Below are 22,593 nucleotides of genomic sequence, written 5' to 3' on the forward strand. Positions count from 1 at the left end.
TGGCGGCACCGCAATTCTTCGATAAACACCCATAAAAAACCCGGCTAAAAGAGCCGGGTCAAGAAGACGGTGGCTATATCACTCTTGTTCGGCAGGCTTGACCAATCGCTTTTCCAGTTCGCGGCAAGCGTCCTGGATCATGTTTTCAGTGATCGGTACTTCGCGCCCATCCTTATCAATAATCGAGCAACCCAGAGACTGGTCTGGCTGCGTGCGGATCACTGGAATCTTGTCATCGCTGCTGTTTTGCAAGGACATGGCCTGTCTCCTCTTCAGGTTGTGTGCTTACTGTAGAACCGCCAGGTGACCGGGCTGTGACAACTCCCTGCGATCTTCAGGTCGGCATCCTCAGTCCATCAGAAATACCCTGATGTTTCCACCCGGACTTTAGACCAATAATCTCTAGCCACTAGTCTTGGCGGTCATAATTAACCTGACTCATTATGATTTACAGCGTTCAACCCCATTGACCGGTGTAGGCTTGGTCGAGTTAAAACCATTGGTTGCGCCATCGGATGATCTTCATGCTCTCTTCCCGTCACCGCCGCGCCATTCGTCTGGCCAGCCGTTTCCTCGCGCCTTATCGTTGGCCGGCTTTGGGTGCCTTGCTGGCGCTGATCGTCACTGCCGGCATCACCTTGTCCATGGGGCAGGGGATTCGCCTGTTGGTGGATCAGGGTTTCATGACCCAGTCGCCGCATTTGCTCAACCGATCCATCGGCGTGTTCATGCTGCTGGTGGTCGGTCTGGCGATTGGCACCTTTGCACGGTTTTACCTGGTGTCCTGGATAGGCGAGCGCGTTGTCGCCGACATCCGCCGACGGGTATTCAATCATCTGGTTTACCTGCACCCGGGGTTCTATGAAGATAACCGCAGCTCCGAAATCCAGTCGCGGCTGACCGCCGATACCACGCTGCTGCAATCGGTGATCGGCTCTTCGCTGTCGCTGTTCCTGCGTAACGGGCTGATGGTGATCGGCGGGATTGTCTTGCTGTTTATCACCAACCCCAAACTCACCAGCATCGTGGTGGTCGCGTTGCCGCTGGTGGTCGCACCGATCCTGATTTTTGGCCGCCGGGTGCGCACCCTGTCGCGTCTGAGCCAGGACCGGATTGCCGATATCGGCAGCTATGTTTCCGAAACCCTGAGCCAGATCAAAACCGTGCAGGCCTACAACCATCAGGTTCAGGATGAGCAGCGTTTTGCCACGACGGTGGAAGAAGCTTTCAACACTGCCCGCAAGCGCATTTTCCAGCGCGCCTGGCTGATTACCCTGGTGATCCTGTTGGTGTTGGGCGCGGTCGGGGTGATGCTCTGGGTCGGCGGCATGGATGTCATCGCCGGACGGATTTCCGCGGGTGAGCTGGCAGCGTTCGTCTTTTACAGCCTGATCGTAGGCGGTGCCTTTGGCACACTGAGTGAAGTGATCGGCGAACTGCAGCGTGCAGCAGGGGCGGCGGAACGGATTGCCGAGTTACTGCGTTCGGAAAACATCATCCAGCCACCGACCCAGGGGCTGGTGACGTTGCCTGAACGGGTGAAGGGCGATCTGGTGCTACAAGATGTGCGCTTTTCCTACCCATCGCGTCCGCAAAGCTATGCTGTCGATGGCCTTAATCTGACGATCAACGCCGGCGAAACGCTTGCATTGGTCGGGCCGTCCGGCGCTGGCAAGTCGACTGTGTATGACCTGTTGTTGCGCTTTTACGACCCCATCGAAGGACACATCCTGCTGGACGGCGTGCCGCTGACCCAACTCGACCCTCTGGACCTGCGTCGCTGCTTCGCCCTCGTCTCGCAATCCCCGGCGCTGTTCTTCGGCAGCATCGAAGAGAACATTCGCTACGGCCGCCCGACGGCGACTTTGGCTCAGGTCCAGGAAGCCGCGAAAATCGCCTACGCCCACGACTTCATCGAGCAAATGCCCAACGGCTACCAGACTCACCTCGGCGACGCTGGTCTCGGTTTATCCGGCGGGCAACGCCAGCGCCTGGCCATCGCCCGGGCGCTGCTGGTGGACGCGCCGATCCTGCTGCTGGACGAAGCCACCAGCGCCCTCGACGCCCAGAGCGAGCACCTGATCCAGCAAGCCCTGCCCAGCCTGATGAAAAATCGCACCACACTGGTCATTGCCCACCGACTGGCCACGGTGAAAAACGCCGACAGGATCGCGGTGATGGATCAGGGGAAACTGGTGGCGGTGGGGACGCATCAGGAGTTGATTGCAAGTAATGCACTGTATGCACGGCTGGCGGCGTTGCAGTTCAATGACGGCAAGGTTGAAACCGATCTTCACCTGTAGGAACTGTGTAGGAGCTATGGCTCCTACACTTATCCGGCATATCCGGCATTACCGCTTATTGATCGTCAAAATACCGCTCATGCCAATCCACCAACGGTTGTGGTGAGTTGAGCTTCTGGCCGTAGATCACCGAGTACGACAGCACGTTTTGCACATATTGGCGGGTTTCGTCGAACGGAATGCTTTCCACCCACACATCGAAGCTCAGGTGATCGGCGCCACGCAGCCATTGCCGTACGCGGCCGGGGCCGGCGTTGTAGGCGGCGGAGGCGAGGACGCGGTTGCCGTTGAACTGGCTGTGGACCTGGCTCAGGTAAGCGGCGCCGAGCTGAATGTTCTTGTCCGGATCGAACACTTGCTGCGGCGAAGCGAGGGGAATGCTGAACTTGCGCGCGGTTTCCTTGGCGGTGCCGGGCATCAGTTGCATCAGGCCGCTGGCGCCGACGCCGGAGCGCGCATCGGCCATGAAGGCGCTTTCCTGGCGGGTGATGGCGAATACCCAGCTCGAGTGCAGGCCACGGACCTTGGCTTCACGGACCAGGGTTTCGCGGTGGGCCATCGGGAAGCGGATATCCAGGTCGTCCCAGTACTTCGCCTGACTGATGGTGCGGATCGCCGGGAAATACCACTTCAGGTCGTAAGCCAGTTTCGCCTGGGCGACCATTTCGTCACGGCTGAAGTGCCGGCTGACGTGGTACCACTCGCGACGACCGTCGACAATCTGCCCGCGGGCATGGAATTCCAGGGCGCGTCGCACGCCCGGGGTATTGCGCACCTTGTTGATCAGCGCCTGGCTGAGCACCAGCGGTTTGTTGTTCAGCGAATAAGGGGATTGAGAGCGATCGGCCGCCAGGAAACCGTAGAAGTCGCGCTCGCGAGCCAGGCCCTTGTAAAGCGTCTGCGCTTGCGGATTCTGTGGCTGCGCCAGCTCCAGGCTGCGAGCCTGCCAGTAACGCCAGCGGTTGGTGGTGGCCAGGTCCTGAGGCAGGCGACGGGTCAGCTCATAGGCATCTTCCCAACGGGCCAGGCGCAACAGCAGGCGCAAACGCCATTCGGAAACGGTGTTGTCCCGTAGTTCCGGGTCGTATTTGGTCATTACGTCCAGCGCGCGGCCGTCGAAACGACGAGCAAGGGTCAGCCCGATTTCCCGGGCAATCGCGACTTTTTCGTCGCGGGAGAAGTGCATGCTGTTGGCGTAACCGTCGAGCAGGGCCATGGCCTTGTCCGGATCCTGACGAGCCAGACGGCGCAGGCCGAGGCTGACGATGTCGGACATCGGTTCATCGGCCGGGGTGAAGCGCGACGGCTGATTGAGCAGCTCGGGATTCTGCGCCACATCCAGCAGCAGTCGACCGCGTGGGGCGAGTGTCGTCAGGCCATTGATCAGGCTGTTGGCCAGCGGATAGTTGCGTGCCTGGGCGGCGAGCTTGGTGCGTTCCCAGCGTTTCTGCTCAGTCAGTTGACCCTCGGCGGCCCACATGCCGAACAAACCGTCACAGGCGTCGGGCTGGGTTTTACCGCTCAGCCAGAGCTTTTCGGCGTTGGCATAGCCTTCAGCCTTGCGGTTATGGCTGATCTGATACTGCGCGTTCAGGCAGTCCAGTTCGGTGAAATTGAGCTTGGGGTCATAATACTTGACGAAGGTTGCCCAATCGCCGCGTTCGGTCAGCCAGCGCAGCCAGCGCAACTTCATCCAGTTGGCTTGCGGCAGGTCACCGTGTTCGGCGAGGAATTTCTCGATTTCGGCGTTGCTCGCGGTTTTCAGGCGCGCGGTCAATTCGTCATAAGCCAGATACGGCTCCAGCGGATAATCGCTCAGAGCCTGGCTGTAACGGAAATAAGGGCCGGAATCGCCTTTGGCCAAGGCACGCTTGGCTTCATCGTAATACTGGCGTTGGGTGGACAGGTCCACCGCCTGGGCGGATTGAGCGGCAGCGGCTGTAAGAAGCAAACACGAAAAAAGATTGAAAAGGCGACTGCGCATGAGACGTCCGGGCAGAGAAATCATGACAAGTGCCGGCGAGAGCGGCACTGAATTGTCTGTAGCTTAGCCTTTTGCCAGCAGCGGGCGAAAGCTTTGCCGAGCTGTCGGCACAAGTTCGCAACAATTGTTGTGCAGAGTGCTTCGACATTGAAATTGCCGGCCTTCTGAAGCCTCAAGTCAGGTAGAATGCGCGCCCGGTTTTTGGAGAAGCTCATGACCCTGCTCAAATTCAGCGATGTGTCCCTTGCTTTCGGCGCTATGCCGTTGTTGGACAAGGTGTCCTGGCAGATCGCCCGTGGTGAGCGGGTGTGCATCATCGGCCGCAACGGCACTGGCAAATCCAGCATGATGAAGCTCGTCAAGGGCGACCAGAAGCCCGATGAGGGCTCTGTTTGGCGCGCACCTGGCCTGAAAATTGGCGAATTGCCGCAAGAATTGCCGGTAGCCGACGAGCGGACCGTGTTCGACGTGGTTGCCGAAGGCCTGGACGGTGTTGGCGAGCTGCTCGCGCAGTATCACCACCTGAGCCAGAACATCGTTACCGACGCCGATCTGGACAAGCTGATGCACGTCCAGCACGACCTCGAGGCCCGCGATGGCTGGCGTTTGCAACAACTGGTCGACAGCACCTTGAGCCGTTTGCAACTGCCGGCTGACAAGACCCTCGCCGAACTGTCCGGCGGCTGGCGTCGCCGTGTCTTGCTGGCTCAGGCCCTGGTTTCCGAACCGGATCTGCTGTTGCTCGACGAACCGACCAACCACCTGGACATCGGCGCCATTGCCTGGCTCGAAGAAGCACTGAAGGATTTCCAGGGCGCCGTGCTGTTCATCACGCACGACCGTTCCTTCCTGCAGAACCTCGCGACCCGCATTCTGGAACTGGATCGCGGTGGCCTGATCGACTGGAATGGCGACTACGCCAGTTTCCTCGTGCACAAAGAGGCGACTCTGGCTGCTGAAGAAACCGCCAACGCGCTGTTCGACAAGAAGCTGGCCCAGGAAGAAGTCTGGATCCGCCAGGGCATCAAGGCTCGCCGCACCCGTAACGAAGGCCGTGTTCGCGCATTGAAAGCCCTGCGCGTCGAACGCAGCGAGCGTCGTGAACGCACCGGCAAGGCCAATATTCAGCTGGATACCGCCGACAAGTCCGGCAAGCAGGTGATGGTCCTCGAGAATGTGAGCTTCGCTCACCCGGGTGGCCCGTTCCTGATCAAGGATTTCTCGATGGTCCTGACGCGCGGCGATCGTATCGGTCTGCTTGGCGCCAACGGTACCGGCAAGACCACGCTGCTCAAACTGATGCTCAGCGGTCTGCAACCGACCAGCGGCAAGGTGGAAGAGGGGACGCGCATCGACGTGGCCTACTTCGACCAGTTGCGCCATCAGTTGGACCTGGAAAAAACCGTGATCGACAACGTGGCCGAAGGTCGCGATTTCATCGATATCGACGGTCAGAGCCGTCACGTGCTGAGCTACCTCGGCGACTTCCTGTTCAGCCCGCAGCGTGCCCGCACGCCGGTCAAGGCGCTGTCCGGTGGTGAGCGTGCGCGTCTGTTGCTGGCCAAACTGTTCAGCAAGCCGGCGAACCTGCTGGTACTCGACGAACCGACCAACGACCTGGATGTGGAAACCCTCGAGCTGCTGGAAGAGGTCTTGCTGACCTTCAACGGTACCGTGCTGATGGTCAGCCACGACCGGGCATTCCTCGACAATGTGGTCACCAGCACCCTGGTCTTCGAAGGCGAAGGCAAGGTTCGCGAATACGTCGGTGGTTATCAGGACTGGCTGCGTCAGGGCGGCTCGCCGCGCCTGTTGGGCGTGACCGAGAGCAAGTCCGGCAAGGCCGACCTGAACTCGGCTGTCGTCACTGCTGAACCAGTGCCAGTCGCTGCGGCAGTAGAGGCGCCGGTGGCAAAGAAAAAGCTCAGCTACAAGTTGCAACGTGAGCTGGAAATGTTGCCAAGTCAGATCGAAGCCATGGAGCAACAGATCGTGGTGGTTGAAGCGCAGATGGCGGATGCCGGCTTCTATCAGCGTCCTGTTGCCGAGACAGCTGCAGTGATCGCTCAGCTTGAGCAGTTGCAGGCTGAACTCGACGTGATGGTCGAGCGCTGGGCCGAGCTGGATGCCTGATTGATCCGGCGATAAAAAAGCCCGGCGTTCAGTGATGAACGCCGGGCTTTTCGTATGAAATGCGATCTACTGGCCGACATAGCTTCACTGTGGGAGCGGCGGTGCGACGATTCGACTTGCTCGCGAAGAGGGACTTACATTCAACATCAATGCTGACTGAATGTCCGCCTTCGCGAGCAAGCCCGCTCCCACATTGTTCCGTGTTGTCAGCTTTTGATCAGGCGCACCGCCAGCACATCGCAAGGCGCACCGTGCAGTACGTCATTGGCGGTGGAGCCGAGCAACAGTGCCAGACCATGTCGGCCATGACTGCCCACCACGATCAGGTCGCACGTTTGCTCCTTGGCGAGGTGGTGAATCTCCTGGCGCGGCTGGCCGTAGGTCAAGTGACTGTATTCCTTGGAGAGTTCCGGGTATTTCACGATCAATCGCTCAAGGCGTTCCTTGGCCTGATCGAACTGTTGCTGTTGCAATTGGGAAAGGTCCATCGGCACGTCGCCGCCAAAGGCCATCGCCATCGGTTCGACAATATGCACCAGGGACAGCTTTGCGCCATTGCTCACCGAGAGCTCGCGAGCTCGGTGGATGACAGGATCGCACTCTTCCGTTAGGTCTACAGCGACCAGAATGTGGTGGTAGGGCATGAGGTGCTCCTCCTGAGGATTGCAATATTGGTAAGTATGGCTGGTTTCAAGCGCATTGGTTTCAAAGTGACTCAATGGGCTCATCAAGAATCGGGAGTACACATATGACGGTCTGGATAGTGGTGTCAATCCTGCTGGTGGTCTTGAGCCCGCTGGCCTGGTTGCGACCCTCTCGTACTCAGAGCGGGCGCATGGCCCTGCGTATGGAGGCGCGACGCATTGGCCTGGCCATGCAGCTGACGCCCCAGGAGTGGCCGCACTGGCTGAACGAGGAGCCACCGAGCCCTTGCGCCCAGTACCATCGGCCGCGCCGTGGCACGCGACCGGCGTGCTGGAGTTACTGGCAGAAGGCGCCGGGTGTGTGGGTCAATCAGTGGCAGGAGGTCTGTGAGGATGGGATGCTGCTGAATCAATTCGAAAAATTGCCTGCCAACGTCTACAAGGTCGAAGCAGACAAGCAAATGATTGCCCTGTATTGGGGCGAGAAGGGCGAGGCCGAGGTTCTGCAACAGATCGATGCCACGCTCAAAGCACTCGCCTGAAACCCGACCTGTAGCAGCTGCCGAGCCTGCGAGGCTGCGTTCGGCTGCGAAGCAGTCGTAAATCATGCACCGTGGTACATCAGGCTGATCGTGCGCTCAGGGTCTACGACGACTTCGTCGCCGAACGCAGCCTCGCAAGCTCGGCAGCTGCTACAGAGGCAATAAAAAGCCCGACATCATCATCGGGCTGAGGTTGGCCAGGCAGGCCGGTAATTCTTTGTGCGCTGATCTTACGCTGGGCATTCGTCAAAGCGTTCAAATTTTTTCTTCAGGGTCTCGCCAGCGTAGCTTGTTAAACACAGGCTGCCGGTAATTAGGGCGACTTTTCTAACTATTGATTCTATGAATGGCCTCACATGCATCAGCGTGTTGCAGGGCTTCGTGGTACGGAAGTGACCGGAAAGTCGCGTTTCAACCAGTATTTTGGGCGATTGACAATTGCCGGAAATTCCGTGAAGGTGACATACCCAAATCAAACGGGCGTATGAATTGAGCGTTTGTATTACAGAGCGCTCCTACAGAATCCCGACTATCGCGTTGGCGGGTGTGCCGGGTGAATTGGCGTAGCATCGATGATAAACGTCCTTGCCGAGCCGATCGCCTGCGTCCGACGTGTACTGTTCAGCTTCCATATCGTGGAGATCAGTTGATGATTTACGAAGGTAAAGCCATCACGGTTAAGGCTCTTGAAAGTGGCATCGTCGAATTGAAATTCGACCTCAAGGGTGAGTCCGTCAACAAGTTCAACCGTCTTACCCTGAACGAACTGCGTCAGGCTGTAGACACCATCAAGGCAGATGCTTCGATCAAGGGTGTAATCGTCAGCAGTGGCAAGGACGTGTTCATCGTCGGCGCCGACATCACCGAATTCGTCGACAACTTCAAGCTGCCGGATGCAGAGCTTGTTGCTGGCAACCTCGAAGCCAACAAGATTTTCAGCGATTTCGAAGACCTCAACGTCCCGACTGTCGCCGCGATCAATGGCATCGCACTGGGTGGCGGTCTGGAAATGTGCCTGGCGGCAGATTTCCGCGTCATGGCCAATACCGCCAAAATCGGTCTGCCGGAAGTCAAGCTGGGCATCTACCCAGGTTTCGGCGGTACTGTGCGTTTGCCGCGCATCATCGGGGCCGACAACGCTATCGAGTGGATTGCCGCCGGTAAGGAAAACCGCGCTGAAGACGCGTTGAAAGTCGGTGCTGTCGACGCCGTGGTCGCTCCGGAGAAATTGCAGGAAGCGGCTCTGAACCTGCTCAAGGGCGCCATCTCTGGCGAATTTGACTACAAGGCCAAGCGTCAGCCGAAGCTCGAAAAGCTCAAGCTCAACGCCATCGAACAAATGATGTCGTTCGAAACCGCCAAAGGTTTCGTGGCCGGTCAAGCAGGCCCGAACTATCCGGCACCGGTCGAAGCGATCAAGACCATCCAGAAAGCTGCAAACTTCGGTCGCGACAAGGCGCTGGAAGTCGAAGCCACCGGTTTCGTCAAACTGGCCAAGACCTCTGCCGCGCAGAGCTTGATCGGTCTGTTCCTGAACGATCAGGAGCTGAAGAAAAAGGCCAAGGCCTACGACGAAATCGCCAAAGACGTGAAGCAGGCCGCGGTATTGGGCGCCGGCATCATGGGTGGCGGTATCGCTTATCAGTCGGCCTCCAAAGGTACGCCGATCCTGATGAAAGACATCAACGAGCACGGCATCGAGCAAGGTCTGGCCGAGGCCGCCAAGCTGCTGGTGGGCCGCGTTGATAAAGGTCGCATGACCCCGGCGAAAATGGCCGAAGTGCTCAATGGCATTCGTCCGACCCTGTCCTATGGCGATTTCGGTCACGTCGACCTGGTCGTCGAAGCCGTTGTCGAGAACCCGAAGGTCAAGCAAGCCGTTCTGGCCGAAGTTGAAGACAAGGTCAAAGAGGACACCATCCTCGCGTCCAACACTTCGACCATTTCCATCACCTTGCTGGCCAAAGCCCTCAAGCGTCCGGAAAACTTCGTCGGCATGCACTTCTTCAACCCGGTACACATGATGCCGCTGGTTGAAGTGATCCGTGGCGAGAAGTCCAGCGAAGTGGCCGTTGCCACCACCGTTGCCTACGCCAAGAAAATGGGCAAGAACCCGATTGTCGTCAACGACTGCCCGGGCTTCCTGGTCAACCGCGTGCTGTTCCCGTACTTCGGCGGTTTCGCCAAACTGGTCAGCGCCGGCGTGGACTTCGTGCGCATCGACAAGGTCATGGAAAAATTCGGCTGGCCGATGGGCCCGGCCTACCTGATGGACGTGGTCGGCATCGACACCGGTCACCACGGTCGTGACGTCATGGCTGAAGGCTTCCCGGATCGCATGAAGGACGATCGTCGTTCGGCCGTCGACGTGCTCTACGAAGCCAAGCGCCTGGGCCAGAAGAATGGCAAGGGCTTCTACGCCTACGAGACCGACAAGCGCGGCAAGCAGAAGAAAGTCGCCGATCCTTCGGTACTGGAAGTGCTCAAGCCAATCGTGTTCGAACAGCGCGAAGTCACTGACGAAGACATCATCAACTGGATGATGATCCCGCTGTGCCTGGAAACCGTGCGTTGCCTGGAAGACCGCATCGTCGAAACCGCCGCCGAAGCCGACATGGGTCTGGTCTACGGCATTGGTTTCCCTCCATTCCGTGGCGGGGCGCTGCGCTACATCGACGCGATCGGTGTTGCAGAGTTCGTTGCCCTGGCTGACCAGTACGCTGATTTGGGCGCGCTGTACCACCCGACCGCGAAGCTGCGTGAAATGGCCAAAAACGGTCAGAGCTTCTTCGGTTAAGCGCCCACACTAGAGCGAGAGTGAAAGTATATGAGCTTGAATCCTAGAGACGTCGTGATTGTCGACTTCGGTCGTACGCCGATGGGCCGCTCCAAGGGCGGCATGCACCGCAACACCCGCGCCGAAGACATGTCGGCGCACCTGATCAGCAAATTGCTGGAGCGCAACGTCAAGGTCGACCCGAGCGAAGTTGAAGACGTGATCTGGGGCTGTGTGAACCAGACCCTGGAGCAGGGCTGGAACATCGCCCGCATGGCGTCCCTGATGACGCAGATCCCTCACACCGCGGCCGGCCAGACCGTCAGCCGTCTGTGTGGCTCGTCGATGAGTGCTCTGCACACCGCTGCGCAAGCGATCATGACCGGTAACGGTGACGTGTTCGTGGTTGGTGGCGTCGAGCATATGGGCCACGTGAGCATGATGCACGGTGTCGATCCGAACCCGCACATGTCCCTGTATGCGGCGAAAGCCTCGGGCATGATGGGCCTGACCGCGGAAATGCTCGGCAAAATGCACGGCATTACTCGCGAACAACAGGACGCCTTTGGCGTGCGCTCCCACCAGCTCGCCCACAAGGCGACTCTGGAAGGCAAGTTCAAAGACGAAATCATCCCGATGCAGGGCTACGACGAGAACGGTTTCCTGAAACTGTTCGACTACGACGAAACCATTCGTCCGGAAACCACCCTGGAAAGCCTGGCGGCTCTGAAGCCAGCGTTTAACCCGAAGGGCGGCACCGTGACAGCCGGTACTTCGTCGCAGATCACCGACGGTGCTTCGTGCATGATCGTGATGTCGGCGCAGCGTGCCCAAGACCTGGGCATCCAGCCGATGGCGGTGATCCGTTCGATGGCAGTGGCAGGTGTGGACCCGGCGATCATGGGCTATGGTCCAGTACCGGCAACGCAGAAAGCACTGAAGCGCGCGGGTCTTGGTATCAACGATATCGACTTCTTCGAGCTCAACGAAGCTTTCGCCGCACAGGCGCTGCCAGTGCTGAAAGATTTGAAAGTGCTCGACAAGATGAACGAGAAGGTTAACCTGCACGGCGGCGCGATCGCCCTGGGTCACCCGTTCGGTTGCTCTGGTGCCCGTATCTCCGGCACTTTGCTGAACGTGATGAAGCAGAATGGCGGTACCTTCGGGGTAGCCACCATGTGCATTGGTCTCGGCCAAGGCATCTCCACCGTCTTCGAACGCGTTTAAGCGTTTCGCTGATGGAAGCCGGGGCCAAGTGCCCCGGTTTTTGTTTTTCCGGATTTATTTTGTTTTTATTTTGAAAAAATTTCAGTGAGGGCCAAACCATGCCGATACAACCTGGGCTCTACGAACATTACAAAGGTCCGCAGTACCGCGTATTCGCTGTTGCGCGGCATTCGGAAACCGAAGAGGAAGTGGTCTTCTACCAAGCCCTGTATGGCGATTACGGCTTTTGGGTGCGTCCCTTGAGCATGTTCCTGGAGTCGGTCGAGGTTGACGGCGAACAGGTGCCACGCTTTGCTTTGGTGCAAGCCGAACCGAGCGTTTTTCCACAGCCATAAGGGGAGTGCGCGCAGAACCCTGCGCTTGACCTCACCTTGTAGCCACTATATATAGCGGTGCCGCGTCAGGCGCCAACCGCCTTTCACTTCTAGAATTCAGGAATTTTCTGATCCATGGGCAAATCGCTGGTCATTGTGGAATCCCCGGCTAAGGCCAAGACCATCAACAAGTATCTGGGTAACCAATACGTGGTGAAGTCGAGTATCGGCCATATCCGAGACCTGCCCACCAGCGGTTCGGCTAGCGCCAGCAAAGAGCCAGCCGCCAAGCGCGGCAAGGCCGCCGCAGGTGAAGGTCCGGTGCTCACGCCGAAAGAGAAAGCGCGCAAGCAGCTGGTCTCGCGCATGGGTGTCGATCCCGATCATGGCTGGAAAGCCAAGTACGAGATCCTCCCGGGCAAGGAAAAAGTCATCGAAGAGCTGCGCCGGCTCGCCAAAGATGCTGACACCATCTATCTCGCAACCGACTTGGATCGCGAGGGGGAAGCCATTGCCTGGCACCTGCGCGAAGCCATCGGTGGTGACGACAGCCGCTACAAGCGCGTGGTGTTCAACGAAATCACCAAGAAAGCGATCCAGGAAGCCTTCTCCAAACCGGGCGAGCTGGACATCGATCGAGTAAACGCCCAGCAAGCGCGTCGTTTCCTCGACCGCGTGGTGGGTTACATGGTTTCGCCGCTGCTGTGGGCCAAGGTCGCTCGTGGCCTGTCCGCCGGTCGCGTGCAATCGGTTGCCGTGAAGCTGGTGGTCGAGCGTGAGCGTGAAATCCGCGCGTTCAACCCGGAAGAGTACTGGGAAGTTCATGCCGACCTCGGCACTGCCAAGGGTGCGACCGTGCGCTTCGACGTGGCCCGCGAGAAAGGCGAAGCCTTCAAGCCGCTCAACGAAACCCAGGCCATGGCCGCGCTGGAAAAGCTCAAGGCTTCCAGCTACAGCATCGTCAAACGTGAAGACAAACCGACCAGCAGCAAGCCGTCGGCACCGTTCATCACCTCCACCCTGCAACAGGCCGCGAGTAACCGCCTGGGCTTCGGTGTGAAGAAAACCATGATGATGGCCCAGCGTTTGTACGAAGCCGGCTACATCACCTATATGCGTACCGACTCCACCAACCTCTCGGCCGATGCCGTGACGATGGCACGTACCTATATTGAAGGCGAGTTCGGCAAGAAATACCTGCCGGAAAACCCGAACGTCTACAGCAGCAAGGAAGGCGCACAAGAGGCTCACGAAGCGATTCGTCCGTCCGACGCCAATACCGAGCCAAGCAAGCTGTCGGGCATGGAGCGTGATGCAGAACGGCTCTACGAGCTGATCTGGCGCCAGTTCCTCGCTTGCCAGATGCTGCCGGCGCAATACCTGTCGACCACGGTCACCGTTGGTGCCGGCGACTTCGAGTTGCGTGCCAAGGGCCGCATCCTGAAGTTCGACGGTTACACCCGCGTCATGCCGCAAATTGCCAAGCCTGGCGATGACGACGTGCTGCCGGACATGGCCCAGGGCGACGCGATGAAGCTGATCAAGCTTGATCCGACCCAGCACTTCACCAAGCCGCCGGCGCGTTACTCGGAAGCGAGCCTGGTTAAAGAAATGGAAAAGCGCGGCATCGGTCGTCCTTCGACCTATGCCGCGATCATTTCGACCATCCAGGACCGCGGCTACGTGGCGCTGCACAACCGTCGTTTCTATTCGGAAAAGATGGGCGACATCGTCACCGAGCGTCTGGCCGAGAGCTTCTCCAATCTCATGGACTACGGCTTCACCGCCGGTATGGAAGAGAACCTCGATGACGTGGCTCAGGGCGAACGCGACTGGAAAAACGTGCTCGACGAGTTCTATGGCGACTTCAAGAAGAAACTCGAAGTAGCCGAAAGTGCCGAAGGCGGCATGCGCGCCAATCAGCCGGTGATGACTGACATTCCGTGCGTGTTGTGCGGTCGTCCGATGCAGATCCGTACGGCTTCGACGGGCGTATTCCTCGGTTGCTCGGGCTATAGCCTGCCGCCGAAAGAGCGTTGCAAGGCCACCGTCAACCTGGTGCCGGGCGATGAAATCGCTGCGGACGACGAGGGTGAGTCCGAGTCGCTGGTCCTGCGTGGCAAGCATCGCTGCCCGATCTGCAGCACGGCCATGGACGCTTACCTGCTCGACGAGAAGCGCAAGCTGCACATCTGCGGTAACAACCCGGATTGCTCTGGCTACGAAATCGAAGAGGGCACCTATCGCATCAAAGGCTATGAAGGTCCGAGCCTGGAGTGCGACAAGTGCGGCAGCGAGATGCAGCTCAAGACCGGCCGTTTCGGCAAGTTCTTCGGTTGCACCAACGCCACCTGCAAGAACACCCGCAAGCTGCTGAAAAGCGGTGACGCGGCGCCGCCGAAGATGGACCCGGTGAAGATGCCTGAGCTCAAATGCGAAAAGGTCAACGACACCTATATCTTGCGCGACGGTGCTTCCGGCTTGTTCCTGGCGGCCAGCCAGTTCCCGAAAAACCGCGAGACCCGTGCTCCATTGGTCATGGAGATCGTGCCGCACAAGGATGAGATCGATCCGAAGTACCATTTCCTCTGCGAAGCGCCGAAGAAAGATCCGGACGGCCTTCCTTCGGTCATTCGTTACAGCCGCAAGACCAAAGAGCAATACGTGCAGACTGAGGTTGACGGTAAACCGACTGGCTGGAAGGCGTATTACGACGGCGGCAAGTGGACGGTTGAAGACAAGCGTCCATCAGCCAAGGCTTAAAAGGCTGTACGCAAAAGGCCGCATGACAACCCACGGGTTTTCATGCGGCCTTTTGTTTTGGGCTTGCGGGAAGCTCAGGTGATCCACGACACTGTCTGACCTGCGTGAAGCAATAATTTCGTTGTGGAGACTGCCGTCATGGCCCACGAACTCTATACCCGTACCAACCAGAAGATTTATTTCGCCGGCCTGTCGCTGGAAGCGCTTGCCAAAGCCGAAGAGGGGCGGGCGATGAACTCCCTCGCGCTGATTCAGGCCGGGCGCGAATCGGCGTTGTTTCACCTGTACGGTGCGCTGTTGGGGCTGTGCCATGAAATCGCCGGTTTCTATCGCCTGCCTCAGGCCAATGCGCCGCGGGCAGAGATGCTGCTGACCCGCGAAGTGCTCGAAACCATCGCTATTCCGGAAATGGCCGAGATGGTCGAACTGGCCCAAAACCCTGAAACCTGGCTGGCCAAATTGCTGTCGGCACATGCCGCACTGTTTCAGCCGCCTCGCGCGCCGCATAAGCCCAAGGGTGATGTGACGCAGCCGCTAATCCAGGCCGTTAATCTGGATGAAGAAGAGGCGCCGGAAGAGCTGAGTCGGGAAGAGCTGGAGAGCTGGCGTCAGAACCTTAAAGGTCTGGCGATTCGGTTTCGCGAAGGGTTGAACGAGTGCTGAAAGATTGAGTGTTTAGGGACGGGTCCGCTCAAGGAAGAGTGATGTCAGAAATTTCTCTTCGTGATGGCATTTGGTCAAGATCCCGAGCGAAGCTTGGCTGATGCCTATATAATCCCCGCCTTTCGTGGAGAACAGACCTTTATGCCAACGTCCTTTCTAGAAATTGTCGAGTTACCAGACGGCCGAATCGAGCTGCGCAGGGCCGAGGACGAGGGTTCTCTGGTTACTTTGGATTTCTCCGAGGATGCCAAGGTTTTCCTGCAAGGCCAGCATGTGGAAGTCGCCAAGGCGATGTTGAGTGTCGGTGTTCAGATGGCAGGACGCCTGGTGGAAGGCGAATTTGATAAGGAAGAGGGGCCACGGGTTCTTCATTGATCCCGCCCGTCGGATTCTTCGAATACCTCTACAGATCGGCTTCTCTATCCCTGGAGAAGCCCCGCGCCGTTCAGCGCGCACCGTGTTTGTCAGTTAACCCAGTCGAATATTCAGACTTTGCGCATCCCCGATACGGGCAGCGCTGATCAACTGTTGCCGCGACGTTGTGCTCAGCGGGTTAAGCCAACTGACGACTGTATGGCTGCGGCCAAGTCGCAAGGCTTCGCAGGTCAACTGCTGAGCGCTCTGCGTGCCGCGCGGTTGCAGGAGCAGAATACGCTCACGGTTCAGACCGGCGTCCCGTAACCAGGCTTGTGTCAGGCTGGCAGGCGGGGCGATGAGTGTCAGCCAGCGTGCATCCTGATCCTGGCTCAGTTCCCGGAGAATCGGTGCCAGAAGGTTCAGGCAGTTCCCGGCCGCGCCGCGCAGTGACAGCTCGCTGAAGACTTCGGGTTCGGCGCTCCAGGGCGATTCGACTACGTCCTTCAGGATCGGCGTCAATGGCTGCGCCATGAACGCCTCAAACAACGGCAGTTGGGCTTGCTGTGGAGTATGTGGGAACTGCATAAAGTCTCCTTTAGCGGCGAATCACGCCGACACTCAAGCCTTCGATGACCAGCTCCTGATCTTTCAGGTTGACTTCGATAGGGGCGAATTCAGGGTTTTCGGCAATCAACCAGACCTTGCTGCCATCGCGCTTGAAGCGCTTGACGGTCACTTCGTCACCGATTCGCGCCACCACGATCTGGCCGTTGCGAGCTTCGCGGGTGGTATGAACGGCCAGCAGGTCGCCGTCGAAAATGCCGACATCTTTCATGCTCATGCCATGGACCCGCAGCAGATAGTCAGCGCGAGGATGGAAGAATGAAGGATTGATGTTGCAGGATTCTTCGATGTGTTGCTGGGCGAGGATCGGCGCACCGGCAGCCACCCGGCCAATGATCGGCAAGCTGGACTCGTCGGCCTTGGCTTCGAAGCCGGGGATGCGGATGCCGCGGGAGGCACCCGGAGTCATCTCGATCGCCCCCTTGCGGGCCAGCGCCTTGAGGTGTTCTTCCGCCGCATTGGGCGACTTGAAACCCAGTTCCTGAGCGATTTCCGCGCGGGTCGGCGGGTAGCCGTTGTCTTCAAGGCAACGTTTGATGAAGGCCAGAATCTCTGCTTGGCGTGGCGTCAGCTTTAGCATATTGATCGCTCTGTCTTTTTATACAGTGACTGGGATTATATACAGTGAACCGGTCTTGGCAATGCCCCTTTTTTCGCCGGGCGCTGGACGGTCATTTCGCTCGCTGATTGATGCGCTGCTGTTGTATGGTTAAATACCTGACCGACCATTCCCAAAACGAACCGCCAGACTTGACAAGGCCAGGGCTGAAACGTATGTTTCAAACAAGTGTTTGTCAGGCGGAGTAGCCATGGCCCAGTCGGAAACCGTTGAACGCATTCTCGATGCTGCCGAGCAGTTGTTCGCGGAAAAAGGTTTTGCTGAAACCTCGTTGCGTCTGATCACCAGCAAGGCCGGTGTCAATCTGGCGGCGGTGAATTATCACTTCGGCTCGAAGAAGGCGCTGATCCAGGCGGTCTTCTCGCGTTTTCTCGGGCCATTCTGCCTCAGTCTCGATAAAGAGCTGGAGCGCCGTCAGGCCAAACCCGAGAACAAGCCGACCCTTGAAGAGTTGCTGGAGATTCTGGTCGAGCAAGCTCTGGTGGTGCAGCCGCGCAGCGGCAACGACCTGTCCATCTTCATGCGTTTGCTGGGGCTGGCGTTCAGTCAGAGCCAAGGGCACTTGCGTCGTTATCTGGAAGATATGTACGGCAAGGTGTTCCGCCGCTACATGATGCTGGTCAACGAGGCCGCGCCGCGCATTCCCCCGATCGAACTGTTCTGGCGTGTGCACTTCATGCTGGGTGCCGCGGCATTCAGTATGTCGGGGATCAAGGCCTTGCGTGCGATTGCCGAGACCGACTTCGGCGTCAACACTTCCATCGAACAGGTGATGCGTCTGATGGTGCCGTTCCTGGCCGCTGGCATGCGGGCAGAAACCGGCGTCACTGACACTGCCATGGCCACCGCGCAGTTGCGTCCACGCAGCAAATCGGCCCCGGTCGCCGCCAAGGTTTAACCGCACATGGGTGGGCGCGGCAGCGGACATCCGCTAAGCTAGCCGCCCATGCCGACTCTCGTTCTGAACCCGCTCGTCATTGAAATCGCCGACCCGCCGGGCACAGCCCATGGCGGCGAATTCGTGCGAGCCGGGTTTATCGTAATCAAGGAATCTCTATGACTGCTGGCCTGCAAGGCTCGTTGATGGTGGACGTCGCCGGTACCTGGCTGACGGCTGAAGATCGCCAATTGTTGCGCCAGCCCGAAGTGGGCGGCCTGATCATTTTTGCCCGCAACATCGAACACCCGCGCCAAGTGCGCGAATTGAGCGCTTCGATCCGCGCCATTCGTCCCGATCTGCTGCTGGCGGTGGATCAAGAGGGCGGTCGGGTTCAACGGCTTCGTCAGGGCTTCGTGCGGTTGCCAGCCATGCGCGCCATCGCCGATAATCCGAATGCCGAGGACCTGGCCGAGCAGTGTGGCTGGATCATGGCGACCGAAGTGCTCGCAGTCGGTCTCGACCTGAGCTTCGCCCCCGTGCTGGACCTGGATTACCAGCGCAGTGCAGTGGTTGGCACTCGTTCGTTCGAAGGTGATCCCGAGCGTGCAGCCTTGCTCGCCGGTGCATTCATCCGTGGCATGAACAGCGCCGGAATGGCCGCCACTGGCAAGCATTTCCCCGGGCATGGCTGGGCCGAAGCCGATTCCCACGTCGCGATTCCCAACGACGAGCGCAGCCTCGACGAAATCCGCGCCAACGATCTTGTACCGTTTGCGCGATTGAGCAAGCAACTGGCCGCCGTCATGCCAGCCCACGTGATTTATCCACAAGTCGATTCCCAGCCTGCGGGTTTCTCCCGTCGCTGGTTGCAGGACATCCTGCGTGGGGAGCTGCAGTTCGATGGCGTGATCTTCAGTGATGACCTGTCGATGGCCGGTGCCCATGTGGTCGGCGATGCCGCCAGTCGCATCGAAGCGGCATTGACCGCCGGTTGTGACATGGGTCTGGTGTGCAACGATCGCGCAGCTGCCGAGCTGGCCTTGAGCGCCGCCCAGCGTTTGAAGGTCAAACCTTCGGCGCGTATTACGCGGATGCGCGGGCAGGCGTATGCCAGCACCGAATACCGTCAAGACCCGCGCTGGCTAGCGGCCATCGGCGCGCTCAAAGAAGCTCAATTGATTGATTGAGGATTTTCGTCATGACGGTTTACGCGATTATCGGTGGCACCGGCCTGACTCAACTCGAAGGCTTGAGCATTCGTCAGTCATTGGCGGTGGACACGCCTTACGGCACGCCTTCGGCCGAAGTGCAGATCGGTGAGTATGCCGGCAAGGAAGTGCTGTTTCTCGCGCGTCATGGGCACCCACACCGTTTCCCGCCGCATCAGGTGAACTACCGCGCCAACCTGTGGGCCTTGAAGCAGGCTGGTGCCGAAGCGATTCTCGCGGTCAACGCCGTGGGCGGGATTCACACTGCGATGGGCGTCGGACATTTCTGCGTGCCACATCAATTGATCGACTACACCAGCGGCCGCGAACACACCTATTTCGCCGATGACCTGGAACAGGTCACACACATCGACTTCAGCTATCCCTACAGCGAACCCCTGCGTCAGCAATTGATCGCGGCGTTGGCGGTTGAAGGCGTTGGCTACAGCAGCCAAGGCGTGTACGCCTGCACTCAGGGCCCGCGTCTGGAAACAGTGGCTGAAGTTGCGAGGCTGGAACGTGACGGTTGCGACATTGTCGGCATGACCGGAATGCCGGAAGCGGCGTTGGCCCGCGAGCTGGAACTGGATTACGCCTGTCTGGCGCTGGTGGTGAACCTGGCGGCAGGAAAGTCGACAGCGGTGATCACCATGACCGAGATCGAGCAGGCATTGCGTGACGGGATGGGTAAGGTGAAGTCGACGTTGGCGCGGGTACTTAAGGGTTAATCAGTCGTTACATCGAGTCGCCCCCATCGCGAGCAGGCTCGCTCCCACATTGGATCTGTGTTTGCCCACCATAATGGAGACAATACAAATTAATGTGGGAGCGAGCCTGCTCGCGATGGCAATTCAATAATCGCCGCTACTTATCAATTTTTTCCGGCAACGGCGCAAACAGCGCCTCGATATCATCGCTCTGCAACTTCCAGTCTCCGGTTTTGCGCCCATCCAGCACGCCTGCGGCCAGATCGGATTTTTCCTTCTGCAGATGCTGAATTTTCTCTTCCACCGTGCCCCTGGCAATCATCTTGTAGACGAATACCGGCTTCTCCTGACCAATGCGATAGGCACGATCCGTCGCCTGATTTTCCGTCGCCGGGTTCCACCATGGATCGTAGTGAATCACCGTGTCGGCTTCGGTCAGGTTCAGCCCCACACCGCCGGCCTTCAAGCTGATCAGAAAGATCTGCCGCTTGCCGCTCTGGAATTCCTTCACCGGCGTGCGTCGGTCGCGGGTTTGTCCGGTCAGGATCGCATACGCCACGCCGCGTTTTTTCAGCTCGTCCTCGATCAACGACAGCATTGAGGTGAACTGCGAAAACAGCAGAATCCGCCGACCTTCCTCGAACAACTCTTCAAGCATTTCCATCAGGCTATCAAGCTTGCCGGAGGTGCTACCGCGCGCGGGCAGGGCAGCATCGTTGACCAGGCGTAAATCACAGCACACCTGGCGCAGCTTCAGCAGGGCTTCAAGAATGATGATCTGGCTGCGCGCCACGCCTTTGCGAGTGATCTCGTCGCGGACTTTCTTGTCCATGGCCAGGCGCATGGTTTCGTACACGTCGCGCTGCGCTTCGTTGAGCTCGACCCAATGGACGATCTCGGTTTTCGGCGGCAGTTCGGTGGCCACCTGTTCCTTGGTTCTGCGCAGCAGGAACGGTTTTATCCGACCGTTGAGGTGCTGAAGTCTTACGTCGCTGGCACGCTTTTCTATCGGTACGCGGTAATCGCGGTTGAAGCTTTTCACGTCACCGAGCCAGCCGGGCAGCAGGAAGTGGAACAGCGACCACAGCTCACCGAGGTGATTTTCCAGTGGCGTGCCACTCAGGCACAGGCGCTGGCGAGCATTCAGCTCGCGGGCGGCGTGGGCGGCCTTGCTGTTGGGATTCTTGATGTACTGCGCTTCATCCAGCACCAATACGTGCAACGGCTGCGCGGCGAGGCGTTCGACGTCCTTGGGCAGCAGCGCATAAGTGGTCAGAATCAGGTCGTAGTCGGCCAGATCGCCGAAGTGCTTCTTGCGACTGGCACCGTACAGCGCCAGCACTTTGAGCTGAGGCGTGAAATGCGCGGCTTCGTCGAGCCAGTTGGGGATCAGGCTGGTGGGCATGACCACCATGCACGGCCGATCGAGACGCCCGGCATTCTTCTCGCTGAGAATATGTGCCAGGGTCTGTAGGGTTTTGCCCAGGCCCATGTCGTCCGCGAGAATCCCGCCGACTTCCAGTTGCCGCAACGACTGCATCCAGCTCAGGCCTTCCAGCTGATACGGGCGCAAGGTGGCATTCAAGCCTTCGGGTGCCACTGCGGTGTGGTCTTTGATGTCACGCAGGCGCTGGGCAAAGGTGCGAATCTGCTCGCCACCTTCCCAGAGCAGCGGCAGGCCTTCCAGCGGATTCAGTCGCGTGGCGTCGGCCTTGCTCAGGCGCAGCGTGGTTTCACCGGGCTCTTGCAGGTAAAACTCGCCGAGAGTGGCCAGCACCGGTTTCAAGCGGCCGAAGGGCAGGGCGACCTGCAGCGGGCCTTGGTCGGTGCTGCGGCGCTGCGGGATGTTCACCAGAATCAATTCGTCGTCGCGGCGTCGGGCGAGGCGTTCCGGGTTGAGAAGCTCGGTATGGGAGCGCATCAGGTTTAACAGGATCGGCAACAGGCTCAGCCGTTCGCCGTTGACGATGATCCCCAATTCCAGGTCGAACCAATCGCGCTCCGGTGCCTGCTCGACGGTGGCGTACCAGTCTTCAACTGCGGTCAGGTCGAAGCCGAAGTCCTCGTCAATCTGCAACTCCCACCCTTGGGTGCGCAGCTTCGGCAGCTCGTTGAGGGTGAAGGTCAGCCAGGCGCTGTCGTTGACCATCTCGTAGAGTTCGCCGGCACTTTCGGGCAAGGCCTTGCTTTGTCGGGTGGCGATCTTGAAACCGAGGATTCGCAGCTGTTCCCTGTAGGCCTGCTCGACTTCCGGGTGACGTTTTATCCGCAGCGTCTGTGTCTCCTGACGAATCAGGATGTCAGTGTTTTTCTGTCCGCTGACGTATTCGTCCAGATAACTGAAGGAAAGCGCCGCGCGATGCTGGATGTAACGCTGCATCTTGCCGTTGCGTGGTTCAAAGGCACTGAATTCGATACTTGCCAGCCACAGGCGCGGCACCGGTTGCACGTTGTCCACCAGCACTTGCGGCGGTGCTTTCGGGCTACGGTTTTCCAGGACAGCCTGAAGTTTTTCCAGCAGTTCGGCGTCTTTCGCCGCCGCCGGGTAGGCGAGGGTTTCCTGCACTTGCAGCAACACCGCCGCGCAATGTTTGCAGTTGCTATGAACCGGGCAGGTGCACGTGGCGTCGATCATCAGCAAGGTGCCTTTGGCCGACTCGCGCAGGCGAATGGTCTGACGGTAAACGTTGCCGCCAGAGCCTTCGCAACTGGCGGTGATGGTGGCGTCGCCGACTTCGACGATCCTGACGCGGTTTTCCAGCGCGTAGCGGCGGCCACGCTCCAGGCTCTGTTCCTTGAATCGGCTGACCCAGGATGTTGCCAGGGGTTTGCTCAGGGTCGGGGGCATA

Annotated in this window: 18 protein-coding genes; 12 read left to right on the plus strand and 6 right to left on the minus strand. The window is 58.9% G+C overall.

Features of this window, described 5'->3' with window-relative positions:
- Positions 1-78 precede the first annotated feature (78 nt).
- The gene (locus tag IB250_RS00440) at positions 79-258 is read right to left on the minus strand and encodes a PA1571 family protein (protein WP_095634240.1); all 180 of its coding nucleotides are present in this window, start codon (positions 256-258) and stop codon (positions 79-81) included.
- A gap of 257 nt (positions 259-515) precedes the next feature.
- On the opposite strand from IB250_RS00440, the gene IB250_RS00445 reads away from it, so the two are divergent.
- On the plus strand, positions 516-2,303 hold the full coding sequence (locus IB250_RS00445) for an ABC transporter transmembrane domain-containing protein (RefSeq protein ID WP_192342551.1): 1,788 nt from the start codon (positions 516-518) through the stop codon (positions 2,301-2,303).
- A 55-nt stretch (positions 2,304-2,358) separates the two neighbouring features.
- Here IB250_RS00445 and IB250_RS00450 read toward each other — a convergent pair whose 3' ends face one another.
- The gene (locus IB250_RS00450; RefSeq protein ID WP_192342552.1) at positions 2,359-4,287 is read right to left on the minus strand and encodes a transglycosylase SLT domain-containing protein; all 1,929 of its coding nucleotides are present in this window, start codon (positions 4,285-4,287) and stop codon (positions 2,359-2,361) included.
- A 213-nt stretch (positions 4,288-4,500) separates the two neighbouring features.
- Here IB250_RS00450 and IB250_RS00455 point away from each other — a divergent pair, with 213 nt between their 5' ends.
- Positions 4,501-6,420: an ATP-binding cassette domain-containing protein gene (locus IB250_RS00455; protein ID WP_192342553.1), complete on the plus strand. Its 1,920-nt coding sequence runs from the start codon at positions 4,501-4,503 to the stop codon at positions 6,418-6,420.
- Between the two features lie 206 nt (positions 6,421-6,626).
- Here the strand turns inward: IB250_RS00455 and IB250_RS00460 are convergent, their stop codons facing one another.
- Positions 6,627-7,064: a universal stress protein gene (locus tag IB250_RS00460; RefSeq protein WP_030128421.1), complete on the minus strand. Its 438-nt coding sequence runs from the start codon at positions 7,062-7,064 to the stop codon at positions 6,627-6,629.
- A gap of 104 nt (positions 7,065-7,168) precedes the next feature.
- On the opposite strand from IB250_RS00460, the gene IB250_RS00465 reads away from it, so the two are divergent.
- The 7 genes from IB250_RS00465 (at position 7,169) to IB250_RS00495 (ending at position 15,724) form a co-directional block, all read left to right on the plus strand.
- Positions 7,169-7,606, plus strand: a complete 438-nt coding sequence (locus IB250_RS00465; protein ID WP_192342554.1) for a hypothetical protein — start codon at positions 7,169-7,171, stop codon at positions 7,604-7,606.
- Positions 7,607-8,255: 649 nt separating this feature from the next.
- On the plus strand, positions 8,256-10,403 hold the full coding sequence (gene fadB / locus IB250_RS00470; RefSeq protein ID WP_192342555.1) for a fatty acid oxidation complex subunit alpha FadB: 2,148 nt from the start codon (positions 8,256-8,258) through the stop codon (positions 10,401-10,403).
- A 30-nt stretch (positions 10,404-10,433) separates the two neighbouring features.
- Positions 10,434-11,609, plus strand: a complete 1,176-nt coding sequence (fadA, locus tag IB250_RS00475; RefSeq protein ID WP_008007076.1) for an acetyl-CoA C-acyltransferase FadA — start codon at positions 10,434-10,436, stop codon at positions 11,607-11,609.
- 98 nt (positions 11,610-11,707) lie between these two features.
- Positions 11,708-11,944 (plus strand): DUF1653 domain-containing protein, encoded by a 237-nt coding sequence (locus tag IB250_RS00480; RefSeq protein WP_007907781.1) that lies wholly within the window; start codon positions 11,708-11,710, stop codon positions 11,942-11,944.
- Positions 11,945-12,058: 114 nt separating this feature from the next.
- Positions 12,059-14,686, plus strand: a complete 2,628-nt coding sequence (gene topA / locus IB250_RS00485; RefSeq protein ID WP_123496489.1) for a type I DNA topoisomerase — start codon at positions 12,059-12,061, stop codon at positions 14,684-14,686.
- Positions 14,687-14,824: 138 nt separating this feature from the next.
- Entirely contained in the window at positions 14,825-15,349 is a 525-nt protein-coding gene (locus tag IB250_RS00490) for a DUF6586 family protein (RefSeq protein WP_008073064.1), read from the plus strand.
- A gap of 141 nt (positions 15,350-15,490) precedes the next feature.
- Positions 15,491-15,724 carry a hypothetical protein gene (locus IB250_RS00495; RefSeq protein WP_007907774.1) on the plus strand — a complete coding sequence of 78 codons (234 nt, stop codon included), beginning with the start codon at positions 15,491-15,493 and terminating at the stop codon, positions 15,722-15,724.
- 93 nt (positions 15,725-15,817) lie between these two features.
- On the opposite strand, the gene sulA is transcribed toward IB250_RS00495, so the two are convergent.
- Positions 15,818-16,291 (minus strand): SOS-induced cell division inhibitor SulA, encoded by a 474-nt coding sequence (gene sulA, locus IB250_RS00500; protein WP_192342556.1) that lies wholly within the window; start codon positions 16,289-16,291, stop codon positions 15,818-15,820.
- Between the two features lie 10 nt (positions 16,292-16,301).
- On the minus strand, positions 16,302-16,910 hold the full coding sequence (gene lexA / locus IB250_RS00505; protein WP_007907770.1) for a transcriptional repressor LexA: 609 nt from the start codon (positions 16,908-16,910) through the stop codon (positions 16,302-16,304).
- Positions 16,911-17,139: 229 nt separating this feature from the next.
- On the opposite strand from lexA, the gene IB250_RS00510 reads away from it, so the two are divergent.
- The 3 genes from IB250_RS00510 to IB250_RS00520 all read left to right on the plus strand — a co-directional run bounded on the left by IB250_RS00510 (position 17,140) and on the right by IB250_RS00520 (position 19,765).
- Positions 17,140-17,847: a TetR/AcrR family transcriptional regulator gene (locus tag IB250_RS00510; RefSeq protein WP_007907768.1), complete on the plus strand. Its 708-nt coding sequence runs from the start codon at positions 17,140-17,142 to the stop codon at positions 17,845-17,847.
- 158 nt (positions 17,848-18,005) lie between these two features.
- On the plus strand, positions 18,006-19,016 hold the full coding sequence (nagZ, locus tag IB250_RS00515) for a beta-N-acetylhexosaminidase (RefSeq protein ID WP_225603240.1): 1,011 nt from the start codon (positions 18,006-18,008) through the stop codon (positions 19,014-19,016).
- Between the two features lie 11 nt (positions 19,017-19,027).
- Positions 19,028-19,765, plus strand: coding sequence for an S-methyl-5'-thioinosine phosphorylase (locus IB250_RS00520; protein ID WP_192342557.1), 738 nt, complete (start codon positions 19,028-19,030; stop codon positions 19,763-19,765).
- 136 nt (positions 19,766-19,901) lie between these two features.
- On the opposite strand, the gene IB250_RS00525 is transcribed toward IB250_RS00520, so the two are convergent.
- Complete coding sequence (locus IB250_RS00525) at positions 19,902-22,592, minus strand: DEAD/DEAH box helicase (protein WP_192342558.1); 2,691 nt, start codon at positions 22,590-22,592, stop codon at positions 19,902-19,904.
- Position 22,593 lies beyond the last annotated feature (1 nt).

Source organism: Pseudomonas sp. PDM09 (assembly GCF_014852305.1).
Lineage (GTDB): Bacteria > Pseudomonadota > Gammaproteobacteria > Pseudomonadales > Pseudomonadaceae > Aquipseudomonas.